At 60.3% G+C, this 18,661-nt stretch carries 15 protein-coding genes; 7 read left to right on the top strand and 8 right to left on the bottom strand.

Going from position 1 to position 18,661, the window contains the following annotated elements; translation table 11 throughout:
- Window positions 1-471 precede the first annotated feature (471 nt).
- Together tmaR and G5358_RS15200 are read left to right on the top strand one after the other, a co-directional pair.
- Entirely contained in the window at window positions 472-789 is a 318-nt protein-coding gene (tmaR, locus tag G5358_RS15205) for a PTS system regulator TmaR (RefSeq protein ID WP_005336024.1), read from the top strand.
- Window positions 790-997: 208 nt separating this feature from the next.
- Window positions 998-4,081 (top strand): transglycosylase domain-containing protein, encoded by a 3,084-nt coding sequence (locus G5358_RS15200; protein WP_421324392.1) that lies wholly within the window; start codon window positions 998-1,000, stop codon window positions 4,079-4,081.
- Window positions 4,082-4,190: 109 nt separating this feature from the next.
- On the opposite strand, the gene yidA is transcribed toward G5358_RS15200, so the two are convergent.
- The 4 genes from yidA to G5358_RS15180 all read right to left on the bottom strand — a co-directional run bounded on the left by yidA (window position 4,191) and on the right by G5358_RS15180 (window position 9,470).
- Window positions 4,191-5,000, bottom strand: a complete 810-nt coding sequence (gene yidA / locus G5358_RS15195) for a sugar-phosphatase (protein WP_139408619.1) — start codon at window positions 4,998-5,000, stop codon at window positions 4,191-4,193.
- A 114-nt stretch (window positions 5,001-5,114) separates the two neighbouring features.
- Window positions 5,115-6,782, bottom strand: coding sequence for a DUF342 domain-containing protein (locus G5358_RS15190; RefSeq protein WP_180342971.1), 1,668 nt, complete (start codon window positions 6,780-6,782; stop codon window positions 5,115-5,117).
- A 247-nt stretch (window positions 6,783-7,029) separates the two neighbouring features.
- Window positions 7,030-8,178, bottom strand: a complete 1,149-nt coding sequence (locus G5358_RS15185) for a competence/damage-inducible protein A (protein WP_421324389.1) — start codon at window positions 8,176-8,178, stop codon at window positions 7,030-7,032.
- A 53-nt stretch (window positions 8,179-8,231) separates the two neighbouring features.
- Complete coding sequence (locus tag G5358_RS15180; protein WP_201937853.1) at window positions 8,232-9,470, bottom strand: HD-GYP domain-containing protein; 1,239 nt, start codon at window positions 9,468-9,470, stop codon at window positions 8,232-8,234.
- 144 nt (window positions 9,471-9,614) lie between these two features.
- Here G5358_RS15180 and metA point away from each other — a divergent pair, with 144 nt between their 5' ends.
- Window positions 9,615-10,562, top strand: a complete 948-nt coding sequence (metA, locus tag G5358_RS15175) for a homoserine O-succinyltransferase MetA (RefSeq protein WP_421324388.1) — start codon at window positions 9,615-9,617, stop codon at window positions 10,560-10,562.
- On the opposite strand, the gene G5358_RS15170 is transcribed toward metA, so the two are convergent.
- Window positions 10,563-11,081, bottom strand: coding sequence for a cyclin-dependent kinase inhibitor 3 family protein (locus G5358_RS15170; RefSeq protein ID WP_421324387.1), 519 nt, complete (start codon window positions 11,079-11,081; stop codon window positions 10,563-10,565). It lies immediately after the preceding gene.
- A gap of 143 nt (window positions 11,082-11,224) precedes the next feature.
- Here G5358_RS15170 and G5358_RS15165 point away from each other — a divergent pair, with 143 nt between their 5' ends.
- Complete coding sequence (locus G5358_RS15165; protein WP_005336001.1) at window positions 11,225-11,695, top strand: Lrp/AsnC family transcriptional regulator; 471 nt, start codon at window positions 11,225-11,227, stop codon at window positions 11,693-11,695.
- Window positions 11,696-11,786: 91 nt separating this feature from the next.
- On the opposite strand, the gene G5358_RS15160 is transcribed toward G5358_RS15165, so the two are convergent.
- Complete coding sequence (locus tag G5358_RS15160; RefSeq protein ID WP_421324385.1) at window positions 11,787-13,751, bottom strand: LTA synthase family protein; 1,965 nt, start codon at window positions 13,749-13,751, stop codon at window positions 11,787-11,789.
- 259 nt (window positions 13,752-14,010) lie between these two features.
- On the opposite strand from G5358_RS15160, the gene G5358_RS15155 reads away from it, so the two are divergent.
- A complete protein-coding gene (locus tag G5358_RS15155; RefSeq protein WP_206901029.1) occupies window positions 14,011-14,268 on the top strand; it encodes a DUF2442 domain-containing protein in 258 nt (85 codons plus the stop codon).
- Here the strand turns inward: G5358_RS15155 and G5358_RS15150 are convergent.
- Complete coding sequence (locus G5358_RS15150) at window positions 14,265-14,525, bottom strand: hypothetical protein (RefSeq protein ID WP_139714664.1); 261 nt, start codon at window positions 14,523-14,525, stop codon at window positions 14,265-14,267. The genes G5358_RS15155 and G5358_RS15150 overlap by 4 nt on opposite strands.
- Here G5358_RS15150 and G5358_RS15145 point away from each other — a divergent pair.
- Window positions 14,514-16,481, top strand: a complete 1,968-nt coding sequence (locus G5358_RS15145; RefSeq protein ID WP_421324383.1) for a TonB-dependent copper receptor — start codon at window positions 14,514-14,516, stop codon at window positions 16,479-16,481. The genes G5358_RS15150 and G5358_RS15145 overlap by 12 nt on opposite strands.
- Before the next feature lie 109 nt (window positions 16,482-16,590).
- The gene (locus G5358_RS15140) at window positions 16,591-18,219 is read left to right on the top strand and encodes an alpha-amylase family glycosyl hydrolase (protein ID WP_421324381.1); all 1,629 of its coding nucleotides are present in this window, start codon (window positions 16,591-16,593) and stop codon (window positions 18,217-18,219) included.
- A 79-nt stretch (window positions 18,220-18,298) separates the two neighbouring features.
- Here the strand turns inward: G5358_RS15140 and G5358_RS15135 are convergent.
- Window positions 18,299-18,661 (bottom strand): ATP-grasp domain-containing protein (locus G5358_RS15135; protein WP_421324380.1); only part of this gene is annotated, 363 nt, incomplete at its 5' end.

The following is an 18,661-nucleotide window of genomic DNA, read 5'->3' as shown; positions in this document are numbered from 1 at the left end:
TTAGAATACCGGCCTGTCACGCCGGGGGTCGCGGGTTCGAGTCCCGTCCGCTCCGCCACTAATTTGAAGGCCTTCCCTGATGGGAAGGCCTTTTTGCTATGGGCGGTTTTTGCCCATAAGTCCCACTGGTTTGCACACCAGAACCAACACAAAGCCCAGTCTCACGACCGCGCGTTGGTGTTTTTAGCGTGTTAAACAGCCAGTATTAGCATTTATCTGCAGGAAGAGAACTAAAAATCCTGTCATTTCCTCCATTTTCTATCTATATCAAGCCTTTATCTGATGGATTACTGGCTATTTTAACTGGTTTACTTTTGGCCAAACTCTGTTCATGGCGCGCGATTAGGGTTGTATCTCGCTTATAACTCGGTAGAGTAAGGGCATCTTGAGTTTGCCTGTCCCGCGCCGAGTTTGCCGGGTTCCAGGTGTAACTTGGCCAGTTTTTATCAACCTTAAGTCAGTGGTATCGATATGGAACAAGTAAACAAGTCCACCTTCAGCGATGTACTGGAATATGTGCGTATGTCCCGTCGCCAGAACAAACTCAAGCGTGAAATTGCGGATAACGAGAAAAAGATCCGTGACAACCAGAAGCGCGTGCTGCTGCTCGACAACCTGAGCGACTACATCAAGCCGGGCATGAGTATTGATGATGTGCAGGCGATCATCGCCAACATGCGTGCCGACTATGAAGAGCGCGTGGATGACCACATCATCAAGAACGCCGAGCTTTCCAAAGAGCGTAAAGAGCTGAGCACCAAACTGAAGGGCATGAGCTCTCACAAATAAGCATTCAGCTTTCGCTTAAGAGACACCGGCCACAGGCCGGTGTTTTGTTATCAGCTCGGATCTCTGCCACTCCTGCAACAATCGGCTCCCCTTTTTAGAATTGCCCTGTTACCATCACCACAAAGCGGTCAATAGTTTCAAGCCATTGACTTGAAAAGACTAAGCTTGAGTGAAACACAATAAATTGCGCAACCATGGTGGGGCTGATATGGGCGCATCAGAACAGACGGATTTGACACAAGTGGCATCTCAAGATTCATCTGTCCAGACCTCGGACGGGAACCCAAAGCGCAAGCGTCGTCCCTGGTGGCGTTGGCTGTTCTGTTTTCTCTTTTTATTGTGCCTGGGGGCGGTGATCGCTCTGGTTGGCTATGAGATGAAAACCTCGAAGCTGCAATCTCAGGAGATTTCTCGCTATGCCGCCAAGCTCACGTATCAGGTCGAACCTGGTCAGAGCAAGCAGATCGCCTTCCCTGAGGATGGCCCGTTCGACAAGCGGCTCGGCTATGTGCAACTGCCGATGATGCAGGAGCGTTTGCTTCAGCGGGGCTATGAAGTCAGCAAACAGGTGCATTTCTCCGACGCACTCTATGACTATGCCAGTCGTGGCTTCTTCGTGCCCTATACCGAGAAGGTGCAGGCCGGACTGACGCTGCACGATTGCCGCGCCGAGCCCTTCTATCAATTCAAGTATCCGACCCATCACTATCCGGATTTTGACTCCATTCCGCCTCTTGTCATCCAGTCGCTGCTCTTTATCGAGAACCGCGACTTGCTGAGCAACGAAGAGCCGTTGGCCAACCCGGCGGTCGACTGGCCCCGTTTTGCCAAGGCAGCGCTCTCTCAGGTGGGCAAGGCGCTCGATATGCAGGATCAATCTGCCGGTGGCAGTACCCTGGCGACCCAGGTGGAGAAGTATCGCCACTCGCCGGATGGCCTGACCCTGTCGCCGACCGAGAAGATCCGTCAGATGGCCTCTGCCAGCGTGCGGGCCTATCGTCTCGGGCCGGAAACCCTCGAAGCGCGCAAACTGGTCGCCTGGGCCTACCTCAACTCGGTACCGCTTTCGGCTGCGCCGGGATATGGTGAAGTGCATGGTCTGGGAGATGGTCTCTGGGTCTGGTTTGGTGCCAATGTCGATGACGTGAACCGTCTGTTGGATCCCGCCCGCAACCAGAACGCACCGCTGGCCGAACAGGGGCTTGCCCTGCGTCAGGTGGTCTCGCTGATGATTGCGCACCGCCGTCCCTCTTACTATCTGGCTCAGGGGCGAGAGGCATTGGCTACCCTGACCGACAGCTACCTGCGCCTGTTTGTGCAGGAGGGAATGATCACGCCGCCACTGATGGAGGCGGCGCTCAAGGCCAAGATTACGTTCCGTGACTTCCAGCAGTCCCCGGCTATCACCCGGGTGAACAATAACAAGGGGTTGCAGGTTGCCCGTACTCGCCTGAGCCGCCAGCTCGGGGTGCAGCTCTATGACCTCGACCGGATGGATCTGACCGCCGATACCAGCCTCAACATGCCGCTGCAGAACGAAATCTCCCGTTATCTGCAACAGCTGGCCGACCCGACGTTTGCCGCCCAGGTAGGGCTGTTTGGTGAGCGCCTGCTCTCGCCGGAGAAGACCGGCGATGTGCGCTACAGCTTCACCCTGTTCGAGAAATCGCCGGAAGGGTTCAAGGTGCGGGTGCAGACTGACAACACCGATCAGCCGTTCGATATCAACGAAGGTTCCAAGCTGGAGTTGGGCTCAACCGCCAAGTTGCGGGTGCTGACTACCTATCTGGAGATTGTGGCCGAGCTGCACGACAACTATGCCGGGATGCCGGTCGAGAATCTGCGCAAGCTGGCTGCCGTCTCTCAGGACAACCTCAGCCGCTGGGCCATCTCCTATCTGATGACGGCTCAGGACAAGGGCCTGCCTGTGATGCTGGAAGCGGCGCTGGATCGCAAATACTCCGCCAGCCCCAATGAAGGGTTTTTTACCGGTGGCGGCATGCACACCTTCAACAACTTCCGCCGCGAGGATAACAATCGTATTCCGACGTTGCGTGACTCTCTGCGTGAATCGATTAACTTGCCCTTTGTGCGGCTGATGCGCGATATCGTGCGCTACAGCCTCTACAAGGAGGGCAACCGTGCCCAGTTGCTGAAGGATGACAAGGATCCCCGTCGTCAGGAGTATCTGGCCAAATTTGCTGACAAAGAGGGCCAGACCTATCTGCTGCGCTTCTGGCGCAAATATCGCGGCAAGACTCCCGAGGAGCAGCTCGATACCTTCCTCGACGGTCTCAAGCCGAGTGCGGTACGTCTGGCGGCGGTTCACCGCTACCTGATGCCGGAAGCCAGCGAAGCCGCATTTGCTGCCTTCCTGGCGGAGCGGTTGCCGCGGGAGAAGTTGAGCGCCAAGCGGGTCAATCAGCTCTATGTGAGCTATGGCCCGGGCAAGTATTCACTGCCGGATCAGGGCTACATCGCCCGGGTGCACCCGCTGGAGCTGTGGCTGCTGGCCTATCTCAAGGAGTTCGACAAGGCGACCTTTGCCGATGCGGTGGCGGCCAGTCGTGACGAGCGGCAGGAGGTCTACAGCTGGCTGTTCAAGACCCGTCATCGCAGTGCCCGTGACAGCCGGATCCGCACCATGCTGGAGGTTGAAGCCTTCCTCGATATCCATCAGCGCTGGGCCAAGCTCGGTTATCCGTTCGACCATCTGGTGCCTTCGCTGGCGACTGCCTTGGGCAGCTCCGGTGACCGTCCGGCTGCACTGGCCGAGCTGATGGGGATTATCCAGAATGGCGGTGTCCGCTCGCCAACTTTGCGTATCGAGCACCTCTCGTTCGCCAAGGGGACTCCTTTCGAGACCGAGTTTGAGCCGCAGCACACCGAGGGAACCCGGGTGATGCCGGCAGAGGTGGCGGCAGCCCTGCGCAGTGCGCTCTCCAAGGTGGTTGAAGGGGGTACGGCAAGACGTATCGCCGGTGCTTTTACCCTGCCGGATGGCACTGTGCTGCAGATGGGGGGCAAGACCGGGACCGGGGATAACCGGATTGAAACCGTGGGCCGTTATGGCAACGTGACCAGCTCGCTGGCGCGCAACCGCACCGCGACCTTCGTCTTCTATCTGGGTGAGGATCACTTCGGTACCCTGACCGCCTATGTACCGGGTAGCCAGTCTGACAAGTTCCGCTTCACCTCGGCGCTGCCGGTGCAGGTGCTCAAGGGGATGGCTCCCCTGCTGACGCCTTACCTGCAACCGGGCTCCCATACCCAGTGTCTGGCGAACCAGTGATGCGAGCGAATTACCGCTCATCACGCAGATAACTGACCAGAAAAAACGGGGAGGCTGACAGCCTCCCCGTTTTTATTTCCTCATCGGACGCAGCAGCGCTCGATTGCGATCAGGCGTTCAGTACGAACTGCTCGATCACCTGAGCTACGCCATCTTCATCGTTGCGGGCAGTGGTGTGCTGGGCGAGAGCCTTGATCTCGTCGGTGGCATTGCCCATCGCCACACCGAGGCCTGCGTATTCGATCATGTGGCGATCGTTGCCCGCATCCCCGACGCAGATCACCTGAGCGGCGGTCAGGCCCAAGTGCTCGGCCAGCGCGGCGACGCCAGTTCCCTTGTTGCTCTGCTTGTTCATGAATTCGAGGAAGAAGGGGGCGCTCTGTACCACGGTATAGCGCTCATAGAGCTCAGCAGGCAGTCGCTCGATGGCGCGGGAGAGCTGGGGCGGCTCGTCGATCATCATCACCTTCATGATCTGTTCGTCGGCAGGCAGGGTGGCGAAGTCGATCAGATTGATCGGCATGCCGATCAGGCGGGATTCGTGCTCGGTGTAGGTACTGACACGGGGACTGATCAGGCCACGGGTCACCGAGAAACCGTGGACGTTCACCTCCAGCTCGTCAGCCAGTCTGGCGACGGCGCTGGCGTCACTGCCGGTCAGCAGCTGGCTGCGGATGATGCGCTGATCGGCCACCTGTTGCACCAGGGCGCCGTTGTAGCAGATGACGTAGTCATGCTCTGTGGTGAGGCCGAGCTCTTCCAGATAGCGGCTCATCCCTTCCAGCGGGCGGCCGGAGGCCAGCACAACTGTTACCCCTTTGGCGCGCGCGGCGCTGATGGCGGCGTGGGTGCGGGGAGTAATCTGGCCCTGCGGGTTGAGCAGGGTGCCATCCATATCCAATGCGATCAGCTTGTACATCTCTCACTACCTGAGTCTGGGTGGCCCGCCCGGTGGGGCCAAGGAAGTGGCGAGTGTAGCGAAAATCGGCGGCGGGATCACGGCCGGTTCAGCGATGGGGCCGTGCCGGTTGAGCTATTTGTGTCCCTCGTAAGGGGTCATCTCCAGGGTTTCATCATGGATGGTCAGGCGGGTAGGGCCTCGGGTAATGGTAACCTTGCGTTTGAAGCTGGCCATCTCGACCTCGATGCCAGAGTAGAGGTGCTGGGTGGCAATGACCTCCATCTGAGCCATCAAGTTTCGCAGCTCTTCCTGGTTGGCGGTGAGCTGCTCATCGAGCTGGGCCAGTTCGGCCAGCTGATGGTCCCGGATCGGTTTGAGCTTGCGCAGGGTATCCGGATTGCGCTTGTCGCCGGGCAGTTGCAGCAACTTCATGACCAGCTCCTTGATTTTCTCCAGCTGGGCCTGACACGCCTGCTGGCGCAGCTTGAGCTGGTGTTCCTGCTCTTTGTGAGTGAAGTAGCCGCCAAGGATCTGCAGCCGAGTATGGTTGGCGGCCTCGGCCCCCAGGCTGGGGGCCATGATCAGGCGATTGGCAATGCTGGTGCCCCCCAGCAGAGTGCCTTTGCGCATGTTGCTATCGCCCACCTTGATATCTTGTCCGCTGCGGGAGTAGCAGTGGCTGAGCTGGCTCTGGATCTGGATATCCCCCCCCGCTTCCAGCTGGGCATACTGGGCGTAGCTGGCGTGGATCTCCCCCTGCGCATTGAGTTGGCAAAGGTACTCTCCCTGCTCGTTGCGGCGGCCAATGATGCCGTGGCGTACCGTGATGCTGCCCCCAGCTTCGATCCAGCCCCCTTCGATAAAGCCGCCGATGACGATGTCACCGCTGACCTTGATCTTCATGCCCGGGTTGACGTCGCCGCTGACGATTAAGCCCCCTTCAAAATCAATGTGGCCGTGGCGGGCATCCACCTGTTTGACGCTGAGCACCTCGTCCACCTTCATGCCTGCTTTCTCCTGACAGGGCAGGCCAGCCCGACCGGCGATCAGAAGGTCGGGATCGTCGGGGGAGATAAAGGTGCCCTCGCCAGCGCTCATCGGACTGTCTTTGCCATCTTTGGCGGGCAGATCCTGACCGGTTACGGTAAAACCGGGCACCCCGACGGTGGCCGGATGACGGCGCATCAGCGGAGCGCCTGCCTTGACGGTGACGATGGAGCCGAGATCCCGCAGATCGACCTTGCCATGCCCCAGCTCCTGCGGTTTGAGGATCCGTTCGGCCGGGGTCTCCACCAGCCGCTCATAGCGAGTGTCCTGACCATTGACGGCAGGCTGGCCGTTGGCAATCACCAGCTTGAGCTGACTGCCGGGGGCGGCCTCCTTGGCTGACTGGATGGCAGCGGTGAGCAGTTGCTCACTCACCCCCTGTTTGATTTCGCTGATGGCGATCGCCTCTTTCAGCTGTTCCAGCGTCACATACTTGCCACCCCAGTCGGCAGTGATCTGGGCGATGGCGCTCATGCGATCCTTCTCCACGATTACGGCGAGTCGGGCATCCTGACGCTTGCCGATGGGGATGGGGTTGGCAGGGACGGGGGCGGCAGGGTTGGTGAGCAGGGTATTGAGCAGGCTGATGGCCTGTTTGATCCCCTCGGGCAGCGGCTGATAGCGGCGACAGTTGGAAGCGAGCAGCAGAGCCTGCACATCCTGTTCCGTGACAGGTTTGGTGAGACCGGCGGCAATCCGCAGGCAGACCAGTTCCATATCGCTTGATAGCAGCAACCACTCTTTGCTTAACACCGCATCTCCTTGCTGGATGAGAACGGAACGATCGGCTCGCTCCTCTACTGTCATTTAATCTCTCAATGATTAATAAAGCGAGTCGCCAACCCTGAGAGTGGGCAGTATTCAGATATTTCCTCTGAATGGTCAATGAATTGAAGTCAAATCGGTGATGGCGGCCAGATAAATGTGGGCGCTGTTTGGAAACGGAGTGAAAAGGCGGATCGCAGCGCCAGCAACATAGGGTCGCTGGCAGGGGGGGTTATCAGCTGCGCTGGGCTGTTCTGGCCAGGGTGAGGTAATCGCCGAGCACCGGCTCACCCAGCATATGGCGGCGCAGCATGTCGAGGGCGGCAAAGGCGAGGATCTTGCGGCGGCTCTCCGGGTCGGGGTGGCGGACCTTGACCGTCTGACCGATGTGCATGCCATCGGCACAGAGCAGCAGTGGTACACCCTCAGTGCCCTCGCGCCCTATGGTCAGTAGCAGGCCCGCATCGGCGGTCGGCAGTTGCGCCAGCTCATCGGCCAGTTGCGTGCTGAAGCGTGCTTCCAGCTGGGGATGGCCGTGACAAAGCGCCAGCAGCGCACCTCCACTCTCCCCCTCCAGCAGAGTCAGCGGTTTGTCTTGCAGCAGCGCAAGGATCTGCTGCGCCGGTTCCGTATCTCCGCTGCCAACCAGCCAGGGGCGGATCGTATCCAGCAGTCGGCGCTCGGCACTCTCCATATCAGCGGCACTAGCGCCGTGGCCGATCAGTTTCAGCTCGATAAGGGGCATGGAGGAGCGGTAACCCAGCTCGATGCCGGCTGGCCAGGGTTCGGCATCCAGCATATCGCTGAGCGCCGACTCCGAGACGCCGAAGGTGTAAAAGCGACGCAGCTCGGTATCGATCTGCGCCCCGGCCAGCTGTTTGAGGCGCGGCAGAATTTGCTCGCGCACCATCTGTTTGAATTCGAACGGCACGCCCGGGGTGAAGAAGAGCTGGCTCTGGCCACTTCGCACCACAAAGCCGCAGGCGGTGCCAACCGGGTTGTCGAGGATTTCGCACCCCTGTGGCAGCCATGCCTGTTTGGCATTGCTTTGTGCCATGGGGCGGCCACGGCTGGCGTAGCGCGCTTCGATGGTAGCGAGCCAGTCGGGGAAGAGGGTGAGTGGCTGGTCAAAGGCCTCGGCGGCAGCCTGAGCGGTCAGGTCGTCGGCAGTGGGCCCGAGTCCGCCACACACCAGCACCACCTCGGCGCGGCTGGCACTCTCTTGCAGCACCGTTTTCAGGTCGGCGAGGTTGTCACCCACCGTCAGGCGACGGCGCACCTGCCACCCCTGTTCCAGCAGCAGAGCGCTGAGCCAGGCCGCGTTGGTATCCACCACCAGACCCGTCACTATTTCGTCTCCGGTACTGATGATCTCGATACGCATGGCAGGCTCCTTGGATTAAACGGGTGGCAATGGTTGGCCTCGGGCCAACACAATCAGGCTTTGTTGTGCTCGAAGTAGTAGCTGATCCGGGTACGCGGATTGAGGTACTCGAACACGGCGGGCGGCAGCCGTTTGGGGTGGATCACCTTGGCGATCGACAGTTCGGCTTGCTGCAGGTCGATGATGGCGGCTTCCTGACGGGGAATGCGCGGATCGTAGACCAGCACCGAGGGGTAGAGCAGGCGGGAAGCGTTGACCGACATCACCAGCCCAACCTGACCGTTGGAGAGTTGCACCACGCTGCCGGGGGGGTAGATCCCCATCAACCGGATCAGCATGCTGAGGTACTCCGGATTGAACTGCGCCTTGCGCTGCTTGTAGAGGCCGCTCAGGGCCGAGTAGGGCACCTTGGCCTGCATGTGGCAGAGGTTATCGTACTCGTTGATCAGCGACACCATCTGGGTGAGCTGATCGAGCTGGCCGCCCTTGAGCCCTTCCGGCCCGCTGCCATCGAGATATTCGTGGTGGTGCAGCACTATCCCCTTCGCTTCCGACGGGAAATCCTTGGCCAGATTGAGCAGATCCAGCCCGTAGCGCGGGTGCTGGGCCATCAGGTTTTGCTCCGGCCTAGTGAGCGGCTCGGTCTTGCGCAGGATCTGGCTCGGGATCTTCAGTTTGCCGATATCGTGGAACAGCGCCCCCATACCGATATGGCGGATCTGGTCGGCCGACATGTTGCACTCCTTGGCCAGCAGCATGCTGAGTACGCTGACGTTGAGGGAGTGGAAGTAGAGGTTGTTGCCATCCTCGCTGTCGGAGACCAGATGGAGCACCATCTCGTCCACCGAGAGCAGCTGTTCTGTCATGGCGTTGACCAGCTCCTGCGCCTCGCCGATGGCATTGAGGGGGCGGGACTGGAGCTTGCTCATCACGCTGCGCACCTGGGCCAGCGACTGCTGAAACTGTTTCTCGCACTGCTGCAGGTTGCGACGATACTGCTGCAACTGCTCGATGCGGCGGTCCTTCTCCTGCTGCATCTGAGCCTGGCGCTGGGCGGCGTCTGCGCTCTCTTGTGGTTGAGGCTGTACCTGATTGAGGGGCTTGGGCGGAACGTCGCTCTTGTCGGGAATGATGGTGACCAGTTTCAGACCGAGTCGGCGGATCAGCTCGATCTCCTCTTCATTCTTGATCTTGAAGCTGGAAAACAGGAACGGGTGTTCGCGCCACCCCAGTGGCAGGGAGACATAGTTGCCGACTTGCAGTCGATCTACGGAAATCTTGATACCGGTCATTATCTTGGATGCAGGGGAGATACTGAGCCGTATGCTAGTCAAAGGCGAGAGTGAATACAAAAGGTATCTGATGACAGGGTGGGAGCTTTATTATAGGCTTCTGGATGTCCAGACATATTTACCGATGCAGTACAGGGAGTAAGCATGCCGATCAAGATCCCGGATCAGTTGCCCGCAGCCGAAGTGTTGGGGCAGGAGAACATCTTCGTGATGACGGAATCCCGGGCCGTCACCCAGAACATCCGCCCGCTGCAGGTACTGATCCTCAATTTGATGCCCAAGAAGATTGAGACCGAGATCCAGCTGATGCGGATGCTCTCCAACTCGCCGCTGCAGGTGGATGTGGATCTGCTGCGCATTGATGACAGGGAGTCAAAGAACACGCCGCAGGCCCATCTCGAGAACTTCTATCACGACTTCGAGCAGGTGCGTGGCAACAACTACGACGGCATGATCATTACCGGCGCGCCGCTCGGGCTGGTGGAGTTCGAGGAGGTGGTCTATTGGCCGCGTATCGTCGAGATCATCGAGTGGTCCCATCAGCATGTTACCTCCACCCTGTTCCTCTGCTGGGCGGTGCAGGCGGCGCTCAAGGCACTCTACGGCATGGAGAAGCAGACCCGTGGCGAGAAGCTCTCCGGTGTGTATCATCATCATCGCCTCGATGAGCACGAACCGCTGCTGCGTGGTTTCGATGACGAGTTTGTCGCGCCCCACTCCCGCTATGCGGCGTTTGATGGCGATTTGATCCGCGCCCACACCGATCTGCAGATTTTTGCCGAGTCAGAAGAGGCGGGGGTTTATCTGGCGGCGACCAAGGATTGTCGTCAGGTGTTTGTCACCGGGCATCCGGAGTACGACGCCCTGACTCTCGATGGGGAGTACCAACGGGATCTGGCGGCGGGCCTTGACCCGGCTATTCCGGTCAACTACTACCCGAATAACGATCCGGGCAAGACCCCGCGCGCCAGCTGGCGCAGCCATGGTCATCTGCTGTTTGCCAACTGGCTCAACTACTACGTCTATCAGCTCACCAGCTATCGGGTGGAGGATATCGGCAAGGTCTTCACCTATGACCAAGGGGGCAAGTAGTCAGTCGCCCAGCTCCAGCCGCTGGGCCAGCTGGTCGAGCCATTGGCGGTGGCAGGCCAGGGTAAACGCCTTGGGTCTGTGGGCCTTGATAGCGGCCATCGCTTCTTGCTGTGGCTGGCCGAGGGTCATCAGCAGCGCGGCGGCGACCAGACCGGTACGACCGCTGCCCCCTTTGCAGTGGATGACCAGATGTTTGCCATCCCCCAGCAGCTCGCGCAGCTGCGGCAGCGCCTGTTGCCAGGCGGCCTCGAAGGCTGCATCGGGAGCCAGATCATCCTCGATGGGCAGGTGGAGCCAGCGTATTCCTTCGTGCTCGACCTGCTGGCCGAGCTGCGCCAGTTCGAGTCGGATCAACTCGGCGCTTGTCATCAGGGTCACCACTCCGTGGGCACCGGCCAACCGCAGTTGATCGAGCGCCAGGGTCAGCGGCACCTGCTGGGTGCCGGGGCAGGGGGTCAGCAGCAGCTGGCCGTCGACACGGGGAACCTCAAGGCTCCAGAAGGGGTGATACGGGTGCATGGCGGATCCTCGCGTGGTGGCCGCAGGGTTGCGGCCGGTGAATGGCGCCAAGGGTAGGCGGGGCAGGGGGGATGTCAATGGCCGTTGTGTTTGCCCCGGTTTACGGGCAGAGTCTAAAAAATTGAGCGGTTCAAGGAGTTAAGATGAGAAACCTGGATCAACTGGATTTGGATATCCTGGCCCATCTGTTTCGGGATGCTGGCATGACCAACAAGGATCTGGCCGCGCTGGTGGGCGTTGCCCCCTCCACCTGTCTGGAGCGGGTGCGCAAGCTGCAGCAGGATGGCGTGCTCAAGGGAGCGCACTGTGAAGTGGATTATCAGGCCCTCGGTGGCCACATTCAGGCCATGGTCTCCCTGCAGTTGGCCCGCCACAGCCGTCAGATCATCGATGCTTTCCGCGATGCCATTCTGGCGCTGCCCGAAGTGATCAGCCTGTTCCACATGGGGGGCAAGGATGATTTTCTGGTGCACCTCTGTGTCTCCGATACCGAGCACCTGCGCAACTTCGTCTTCGATCACTTCACCTCCCGCGAGGAGGTTGTGCACCTCGAAACCTCGCTGGTATTCGAGCACAAGTTCAGCCGCTCCCTTCCCTGCTTTCCCCAGCCATAACGGCCTGTGGGCCGACGGTATGGATAGATGGAAAAAACCGCCAGCTGGCGGTTTTTTCTATTCTGCTATGGGTTGAAGCAGCACGAGCGGCTCAATTGGCGGCGGTGCGTTCATCCTTGGCTGTCTGATAGAGACTCTTCTGATAGGCCATGCTGCCCCACAGGGCAAGACCGAGGGCATCCTCCTTCAAGGCGTCCGGCTGCGCCGCCAGGGTCAGCTTCTCGTTGGCATTGTCGTAGACATAGCCCTCTGCCGCCCGTTCCGGTTGCAGGATCACCACATCCTTGCCGCGCATCAGGGCGAAGTTCTTGTCGTACTGCATGATGGCCCGACCCGGCCAGTCGGCAGGCATGCGGGTCAGATCCTTGCCGAGCATGGGGTAGTCGGCACTGATCCCCATCAGGGAGAGCAGGGTCGGCGCCATGTCGATCTGGCTGACGATGCGCGGATCCTTTCTCGGCGCAATACCGTCGCCCACGATAACCCCCGGAATATGGAAGCGGGGAATGGGCACCAGACTGGCGCCACCGACCCGGCTGTCGTGATCGGCGATGACCAGGAACAGGGTGTCCTTCCAGTATTCGGACTGTTTCGCCCTCTTGAAGAACTCGCCGATGGCGTAATCCGCATATTTGGCCGCGTTGTTGCGGGTCTGCTTGGGTTGCTCGAACAGTTCGATGCGGTTGTCCGGGAATTCAAACGGATCGTGATTGCTGGAGCTGAATACCAGACTGAAGAAGGGTTTACCCTCCTTGTGCAGCGACTTGAAGGTCTCGTCGGCCTTGGCCATCAGATCCTCGTCGGAGGCGCCCCAAGAGCCCTTGAACACCGGATTGTCGAAATCCTTCTGTTCGACGATGGTGGTGAAGCCGTTGCCGAGGAAGAAGCTACGCATGTTGTCAAAGTGGCTCTCGCCGCCATAAATAAAGCTGGTGTCGTAACCCCGCTGCTTAAGCAGATCAGCGATGGTGAAGAAGTTGGTCTGGCTCTTGCCGAGTTTGACCACCGACTGTGCCGGGGTAGGCGTGAAGCCGGTCAGTACCGCCTCGATACCACGCACCGAGCGGGTGCCGGTGGCGTAGAGCTGCTCGAAGGCCCAGCCCTGCTGCGACAGAGCATCGATGTTGGGGGTGAGCGGCAGGCCGCCGAGGGAGCCGACAAACTGGGCACCCAGACTCTCCTGCAGCAGGATCACCAGATTCTTCGGTTTACCCTGGAAGCTCGCCTGGTTGAAGGTCTGGCTGGGCAGCAGATCGGAGTTGAAATCACTGGCCGGACGGCCACTCTCCTTGCGCATGACCTCGAGCACCTTCTGCTCCGTCATCTCGCCGTAAAACTGGCCGGCATCCTCCTCGGCGCCCATCTGTTTGATGGCAAAGAAGAGGGAGTAGGCGGAGTTGACGGTGAGCGAGTTGACCAGCGGATCCTCGGCAAAGGCGACCATGGCCGGGTTCAGGGCGCGGTGGCCGAGACTGGAGCGGGCACCGAGAAAACCTATGGCCAGAATGAGCAGGGCGAAGGCCGGACGCAGATACCAGCGGGGGAAGCTGAGGCCACGCACCAGACGGCCGCTCAGCCACCAGCCACCGGTCAGCACGGCGCCACTGAAGAGTAACGCCAGCAGCAGCTCGGCTTTGCGCCCCGCCCACAGCATGGCGAACACCTCTTTCGGATAGATGAGGTACTCCACATAGAGACGGTTGGGGCGCACGCCATACTCGGTGACAAACGAGGGGGTGGAGATCTCGAGGAACAGTATCAGCCAGAGTCCGACGGTCAGCCAGACGCGCATCAGTTGCAGCCAGCCTCGGCCGATGGCATGGGGGCCTGCCAGCAGCAGAGTGAGCATGGCGGGGACACCCCAGACCCAGCAGAGGGTCGCAAAGTCGACCCGGATCCCTTGCAGCAGCATCTCCTGCCAGCCGGCCACGGCATCCACTCGTTCCAGTTGCCATATACCGAGGGCGATTCGGCTGAAAGAGAGAGAGAAAAGCGCGAGCGCGCAGAAGACGGCGAAGGGCCAGAACGGGCCGAGTCGCTGTTTTAGATTTGTCATATTTGTTCCTGAATGAGACTCTAAACGTCTGTCCACAGACGTTTTTTTAGTTGTTGTGAGGTTATGACAGATCGAATTGGTTAAGGTTGCATTCAAGTTTGTTAAAAGTCGGCATTAACACATTTATCATCTAAAAATGTGATGTCGCGCCACTAATGAGCACAGCATAATCTGCTGGGCAAAATGTGAGCCACAGCGTGTATGGATGGGGAACTGGTGTTTATAATTGCCGCGAATTATCTCAATCGGAGCCGAAGGGATGCCGGTCTTTATCGATGTCGAGTATGTGCGGGGATGGCGCCTGTTTCTGGTGTTATCGGATGGCACCACGGGTGTGCTGGATCTGACCCCCTGGCGAACCCAGCCGCTGTTTGCAAAGCTGGAGAGCGAGCGTCATTGCGCCCGGGTCTTCATCAACCGTCACCACCAGCTGGAGTGGCCCGTCGGATGTACCTTGTCAGCCCATGAGGTCTATCACCTCATCTCTCCCATCAATGAGCGGGAAGCCTTCAGCTAATCCCCATTTTTTGTGAGCCAACGCCAGATTCCTGTTACTGGAATGTTTGCCCGTTTGCCTTTCTGAGCCAACTTGGGTAAAACCTGCGCAACATTTTGCCAACTTGCCTTCGCTTCATCTGACAGAGGCTTGCCGCTTTCGCGCCGCAGGCCTTTTTTGCGGCCTGACGGCAAACCTTTCCCTTGCTGAAAGGTTTGATTGGTTGAATGAAAATAACAGAACAAACAAATACATAAGGAAAATGTATGGCTTGTCATATGCGCACACCTCTTGCCCTGCTGGTGGGCGGGCTCGCCTGTCACGGCGCTGCCGGTCAGGAATCGGTGCAACAGCTGGATCCCATGGTGGTGGTGGCAACCCGCCCGGTCAGCACACTTGAAGTGACACTGGATCCCAAGAAGCCCGGTTCCCCCATGCCCGCTGCCGACGGCGCCGGTTATCTGAAGAATGTCACCGGCATGAGCATGGTGCGCAAAGGGGGGCTCGGTGGCGACCCTGTGCTGCGGGGGATGGGGATGTCCCGCCTCAACGTGCAGATGGATGGCGGCATGCTGGCCGGTGGGTGTGGTGGCCGGATGGACCCGCCCACCGCCTATGTGTTCCCCCAATCCTTTGACCGGATCCGGGTGCTGAAGGGGCCGCAATCCCTCGAGCTGGGTGCTACCTTGGCGGGAACCGTGCTGTTCGAGCGGGACAGGCCCGAGTTCACCGCGCCGGGTCTCAAGGCCGATGCCTCGGCTCTCTATGGCAGTTTTGGCCGCGATGACCAGATGGTGGATATGACGGCGGGTTCGACCGATGGCTATCTGCGCGGTCAGTTCACCCACTCCGATAGCGACGATTACCGCGATGGTCACGGCAACGAGGTGCGATCTTTCTATCGCCGCGAGAACGGCACCGCCCAGCTGGGCTGGACGCCGGGGGAGCACACCTGGCTGGAACTGACCGCCGAGCGCAGCAACGCCCGCGCCGCCTATGCGGACCGCACCATGGATGGCCCCATGTTTGATCGCGAATCCTTCGGGCTGAAGCTCAAGCAGGAGCAGATCACCACTCACTGGCAGCGCAGCGAGCTGACCCTGTGGGACAACTACATAGACCACATCATGGACAACTTCAGCCTGCGGCAAAACAGCGGCATGAAGATGCTCTCCAACCCGGATCGCCGCAACACCGGCGGTCGCTGGGCCAACGACATCGCCTTGCCAGCAGACTGGCTGCTGACCGCCGGGCTCGACAGCAACCGGGATCAGCACCGCAGTCGGAGTGGGGTCGACTATGCCACCAAGGATCGCCAGCGCACCCTGCGTTTCGAGCAGCAGGGCGGCTTCGCCGAACTGGGTCGTCAGCAGGGGGCCCACAGCTACAAGGGCGGTTACCGTCAGGATAGGGTCGAGACCACCCGTTATGGCGTCGGTGAACAGACCCTCTACAGCGATACCCTGAGTCTTAACAGCGGGTTTGGCCGCTACGAATATCAGTGGTCGCAACGCTGGTCCAGCTATCTGGCCTGGGGGCAGGCAGAGCGGGCGCCGGACTACTGGGAGCGCAGCAAGGACAGCACCCCGTTCACCCTCAACCCGGAGCGCAGTCGCCAGTGGGATGCGGGGCTGGCTTTGCGCAGTCGCGAGCTGGACCTGACCCTCTCTATCTTTAGCGCCGACATCAAGGACTACCTGCTCTACAACAGCAAGTCGAACAAGGTGCGCAATATCGATGCCCAGACCCGGGGTGGCGAGTTGGAAGGGCGCTGGCAGTTTGCCGAGCAGTGGCGTCTCGATGGTGGTCTGGCGGTGGTCTACGGCGAAAACCAGAGCGACAACAAGCCGCTGGCCCAGATGCCACCGCTCGATGGCAAGCTGGCGCTGGGCTGGCAGCCGGACGAGGCGCTGAGCTTTACCCTGCTGGGGCGCGCCGTGGCGGCGCAGGATCGGGTGGATGTGGGCTCCGGCACGGTCGCCGGTCAGGATCAGGGCGAGACCCCGGGCTTCTTCACCATGAACCTGAGCGGCGCCTGGCAGTTTGCCAAGGGGTGGCAACTCTCGGCCGGGGTAGACAACCTGTTCGACACCTTCTACTACGAGCACCTCTCCAAGTCGGTCCACAGCAGTCAGGCCGGGCTGGGCTACGAGCAGAGCGGCCGCATCCCCGAGCCGGGTCGTTCCTACTGGCTCTCGGTCAACTACCGCTTTGCCTCGGCCGGTGTGCTCTAACCAGTTGAGTCAGATAACGTTTTCAGTCACAGACACCGCTGTGTGAGCATCGCTATCATGGTGAAAAACAGGCGTATCAGACGCCTGCTCTCACAGCGGGAACATAACAATGAAACAGGGAACGTTACGCTATGGCGGCCTGCTCGGGGCCGCCCTGTTACTTGCGGCTTGCGGCGGCAGCGGTAGTTCAGGTGGGGAGAGCTCTCCCCCCGTCGTCAATCCGCCGGTCACTCACCCTCCGGTCGCCACGGCCAGTCGTGCCTGCTATGGCGACGCTCAACCCGCCTGCAACCTGCGCATTTATCAGGTAATGGTGGAGTCGTTTGCCGATGGTGACGGCAGTGCCAACTACGGCGTCGGCTATGGCCCCTCCCAGCACAACGGCGATCTGCAGGGGATCATCGATAGTCTCGACCACATCAAGAGTCTCAACGTCAACGCCATCTGGCTCACCCCGGTGTTCGACTCCTGCGCGGGGCAAGGCGGCGATAACAAGCTCGATGACACCGGCTACTTCGCCTGCGACTTTTTTACCGTGGATCCCAACTTTGGCAGCAATGCCAAGCTCAAACAGCTGGTAGACGGGGCGCACCAGCGCGGCCTCTATGTCTTCCTCGACGGGGTGTTTGGCCACGTCAACAAGGTGGGGGTGAGCAAGCCCTCGCCAGAGGGGCGTCTGCCAGCCCTCACCAGCGGCGGTGCGGGTTATCCCGGCCAGCTGGTGGATTACAGCAAGCCGGAGAGCCTCGCCTACTTCAAGGAGGTGGCCCGCTACTGGGTAGAGCAGTACGGCATCGACGGTTGGCGCCTCGATCAGGCCTATCAGCTTGGGCTGGATGATTGGCGCGCCATTCGCAGCGAGGTGGAGCTGGCCAGCGCGGCGCGCAAGGCCGCCGGTCAGCAGTGGGGCACCCTTGGCTACATGGTGGGTGAGGTGTGGAAGGGGGCTGACGACATTCGCGCCCAGGCTTACGGCAGCAGCGACAATCCGGCGCTCTCTTCGGCCTTTGACTTCCCGTTGCGCTACGGCATCGTGCAGGCGCTGGCGGTGGAGGAGTCCGGCAAGGGTGGGCAGGGGGCCAGCGTGCTCGATGCCAGCTGGAACAAGGTGGAGAACTACCCGAATCACGCCATGCCGAATCTGATGCTGGGCAACCACGATCTGGTGCGTTTTGGCGATCTGCTGGAGCGTGGCAACTTCAAGTCGACCGAGTACTGGCAGCGCCACAAGGCAGCCTTCAGCTTTATGGCGGCCCGCTCCGGCCCCATCACCTTCTACTATGGCGAGGAGTTTGGCGACGAGGTGCCGGGCTTTGCTGCCAAGGTCGGCGGTGACTGTGCAGCGCAGGGCTTGTGCGACGACCATGTGGCCCGCAGCGACGGCAAGGTGCCCGCTGTCACCGGCTTTGTGCCAAGTAGCGAACAAGCCGAGCTGAAAGAGTGGCTGGCCCAGCTACTGGCGATGCGTGCCGCCCACCCCGCTCTCTATCAGGGAGAGCGAGTCAAACTGGTGGCCGAGGGCAGTCTCTATGGTGACATCAAACAGACGGCGGGGGAGCAGATAGTCTACCTGCTCAACCTCTCCACCACGGCGCTCAGCTACAACCTGCCAGCGGGCAAGTTGCGCAGCGGCAGTGCGCTGGTGGATCTGCAAAGCGGCGAGAGTCTGGCCATTGGCGGCAGCAGCGTGACGGTGGAGATACCACCCTTGAGCGGGCGTTTCCTGCGTCTGCAATAAGTCAGCAGCACTCTTTGATATGAGAGAGGGCCCCTTCGCGAGGCCCTCTCTGTCATTGTGGGCGACAAAATCATGGTGGTTATACGGTGGTCTGGCCCCGGTTTTCCAGCCGCTGGCGGAAGGCGCGGGCCAGTCGCTCATAGAGATCCTGCGCCTCCTTGTCTTCGATATCGCCGCGGATCCAGGGGTTGTCGACGATCTCCAGCAGCACGCAGTCGCGCCCCTGCTGGCGCAAGTCGAGGCCATAGAGGCCATTGCCGAGCTGATGCACGGCGCGGCGGGCGGTCTGCAGCACCCGCTCTGGCACCTCGTTGAGCGGTAACGCCTCGATGCGGCTCATGTCGAGAGGGTGCTTGCGGCGGCGAATGCGGTTGCCGGGTTCGGGCCGGTAGCGGCGACAGGCGAACAGCGGCGAGCCGTCGAGAAAGCCGATGCGCCAGTC

It is taken from the genome of Aeromonas sp. 604176 (assembly GCF_049170755.1).
Lineage (GTDB): Bacteria > Pseudomonadota > Gammaproteobacteria > Enterobacterales > Aeromonadaceae > Aeromonas > Aeromonas veronii_A.
The sequence above is the reverse complement of the archived record's forward strand: the minus strand, read 5'-3'. Positions and strand labels throughout refer to the sequence as shown.

What these genes read in the sequence shown, in the direction of transcription:
- tmaR (WP_005336024.1), top strand. Translation starts at nt 472, where the DNA reads ATGGAACAAGTAAACAAGTCCACCTTCAGCGATGTACTGGAATATGTG.
- G5358_RS15200 (WP_421324392.1), top strand. Translation starts at nt 998, where the DNA reads ATGGGCGCATCAGAACAGACGGATTTGACACAAGTGGCATCTCAAGAT.
- yidA (WP_139408619.1), bottom strand. Translation starts at nt 5,000, where the DNA reads ATGTACAAGCTGATCGCATTGGATATGGATGGCACCCTGCTCAACCCG.
- G5358_RS15185 (WP_421324389.1), bottom strand. Translation starts at nt 8,178, where the DNA reads ATGCGTATCGAGATCATCAGTACCGGAGACGAAATAGTGACGGGTCTG.
- G5358_RS15180 (WP_201937853.1), bottom strand. Translation starts at nt 9,470, where the DNA reads ATGACCGGTATCAAGATTTCCGTAGATCGACTGCAAGTCGGCAACTAT.
- metA (WP_421324388.1), top strand. Translation starts at nt 9,615, where the DNA reads ATGCCGATCAAGATCCCGGATCAGTTGCCCGCAGCCGAAGTGTTGGGG.
- G5358_RS15170 (WP_421324387.1), bottom strand. Translation starts at nt 11,081, where the DNA reads ATGCACCCGTATCACCCCTTCTGGAGCCTTGAGGTTCCCCGTGTCGAC.
- G5358_RS15165 (WP_005336001.1), top strand. Translation starts at nt 11,225, where the DNA reads ATGAGAAACCTGGATCAACTGGATTTGGATATCCTGGCCCATCTGTTT.
- G5358_RS15160 (WP_421324385.1), bottom strand. Translation starts at nt 13,751, where the DNA reads ATGACAAATCTAAAACAGCGACTCGGCCCGTTCTGGCCCTTCGCCGTC.
- G5358_RS15155 (WP_206901029.1), top strand. Translation starts at nt 14,011, where the DNA reads ATGCCGGTCTTTATCGATGTCGAGTATGTGCGGGGATGGCGCCTGTTT.
- G5358_RS15145 (WP_421324383.1), top strand. Translation starts at nt 14,514, where the DNA reads ATGGCTTGTCATATGCGCACACCTCTTGCCCTGCTGGTGGGCGGGCTC.
- G5358_RS15150 (WP_139714664.1), bottom strand. Translation starts at nt 14,525, where the DNA reads ATGACAAGCCATACATTTTCCTTATGTATTTGTTTGTTCTGTTATTTT.
- G5358_RS15140 (WP_421324381.1), top strand. Translation starts at nt 16,591, where the DNA reads ATGAAACAGGGAACGTTACGCTATGGCGGCCTGCTCGGGGCCGCCCTG.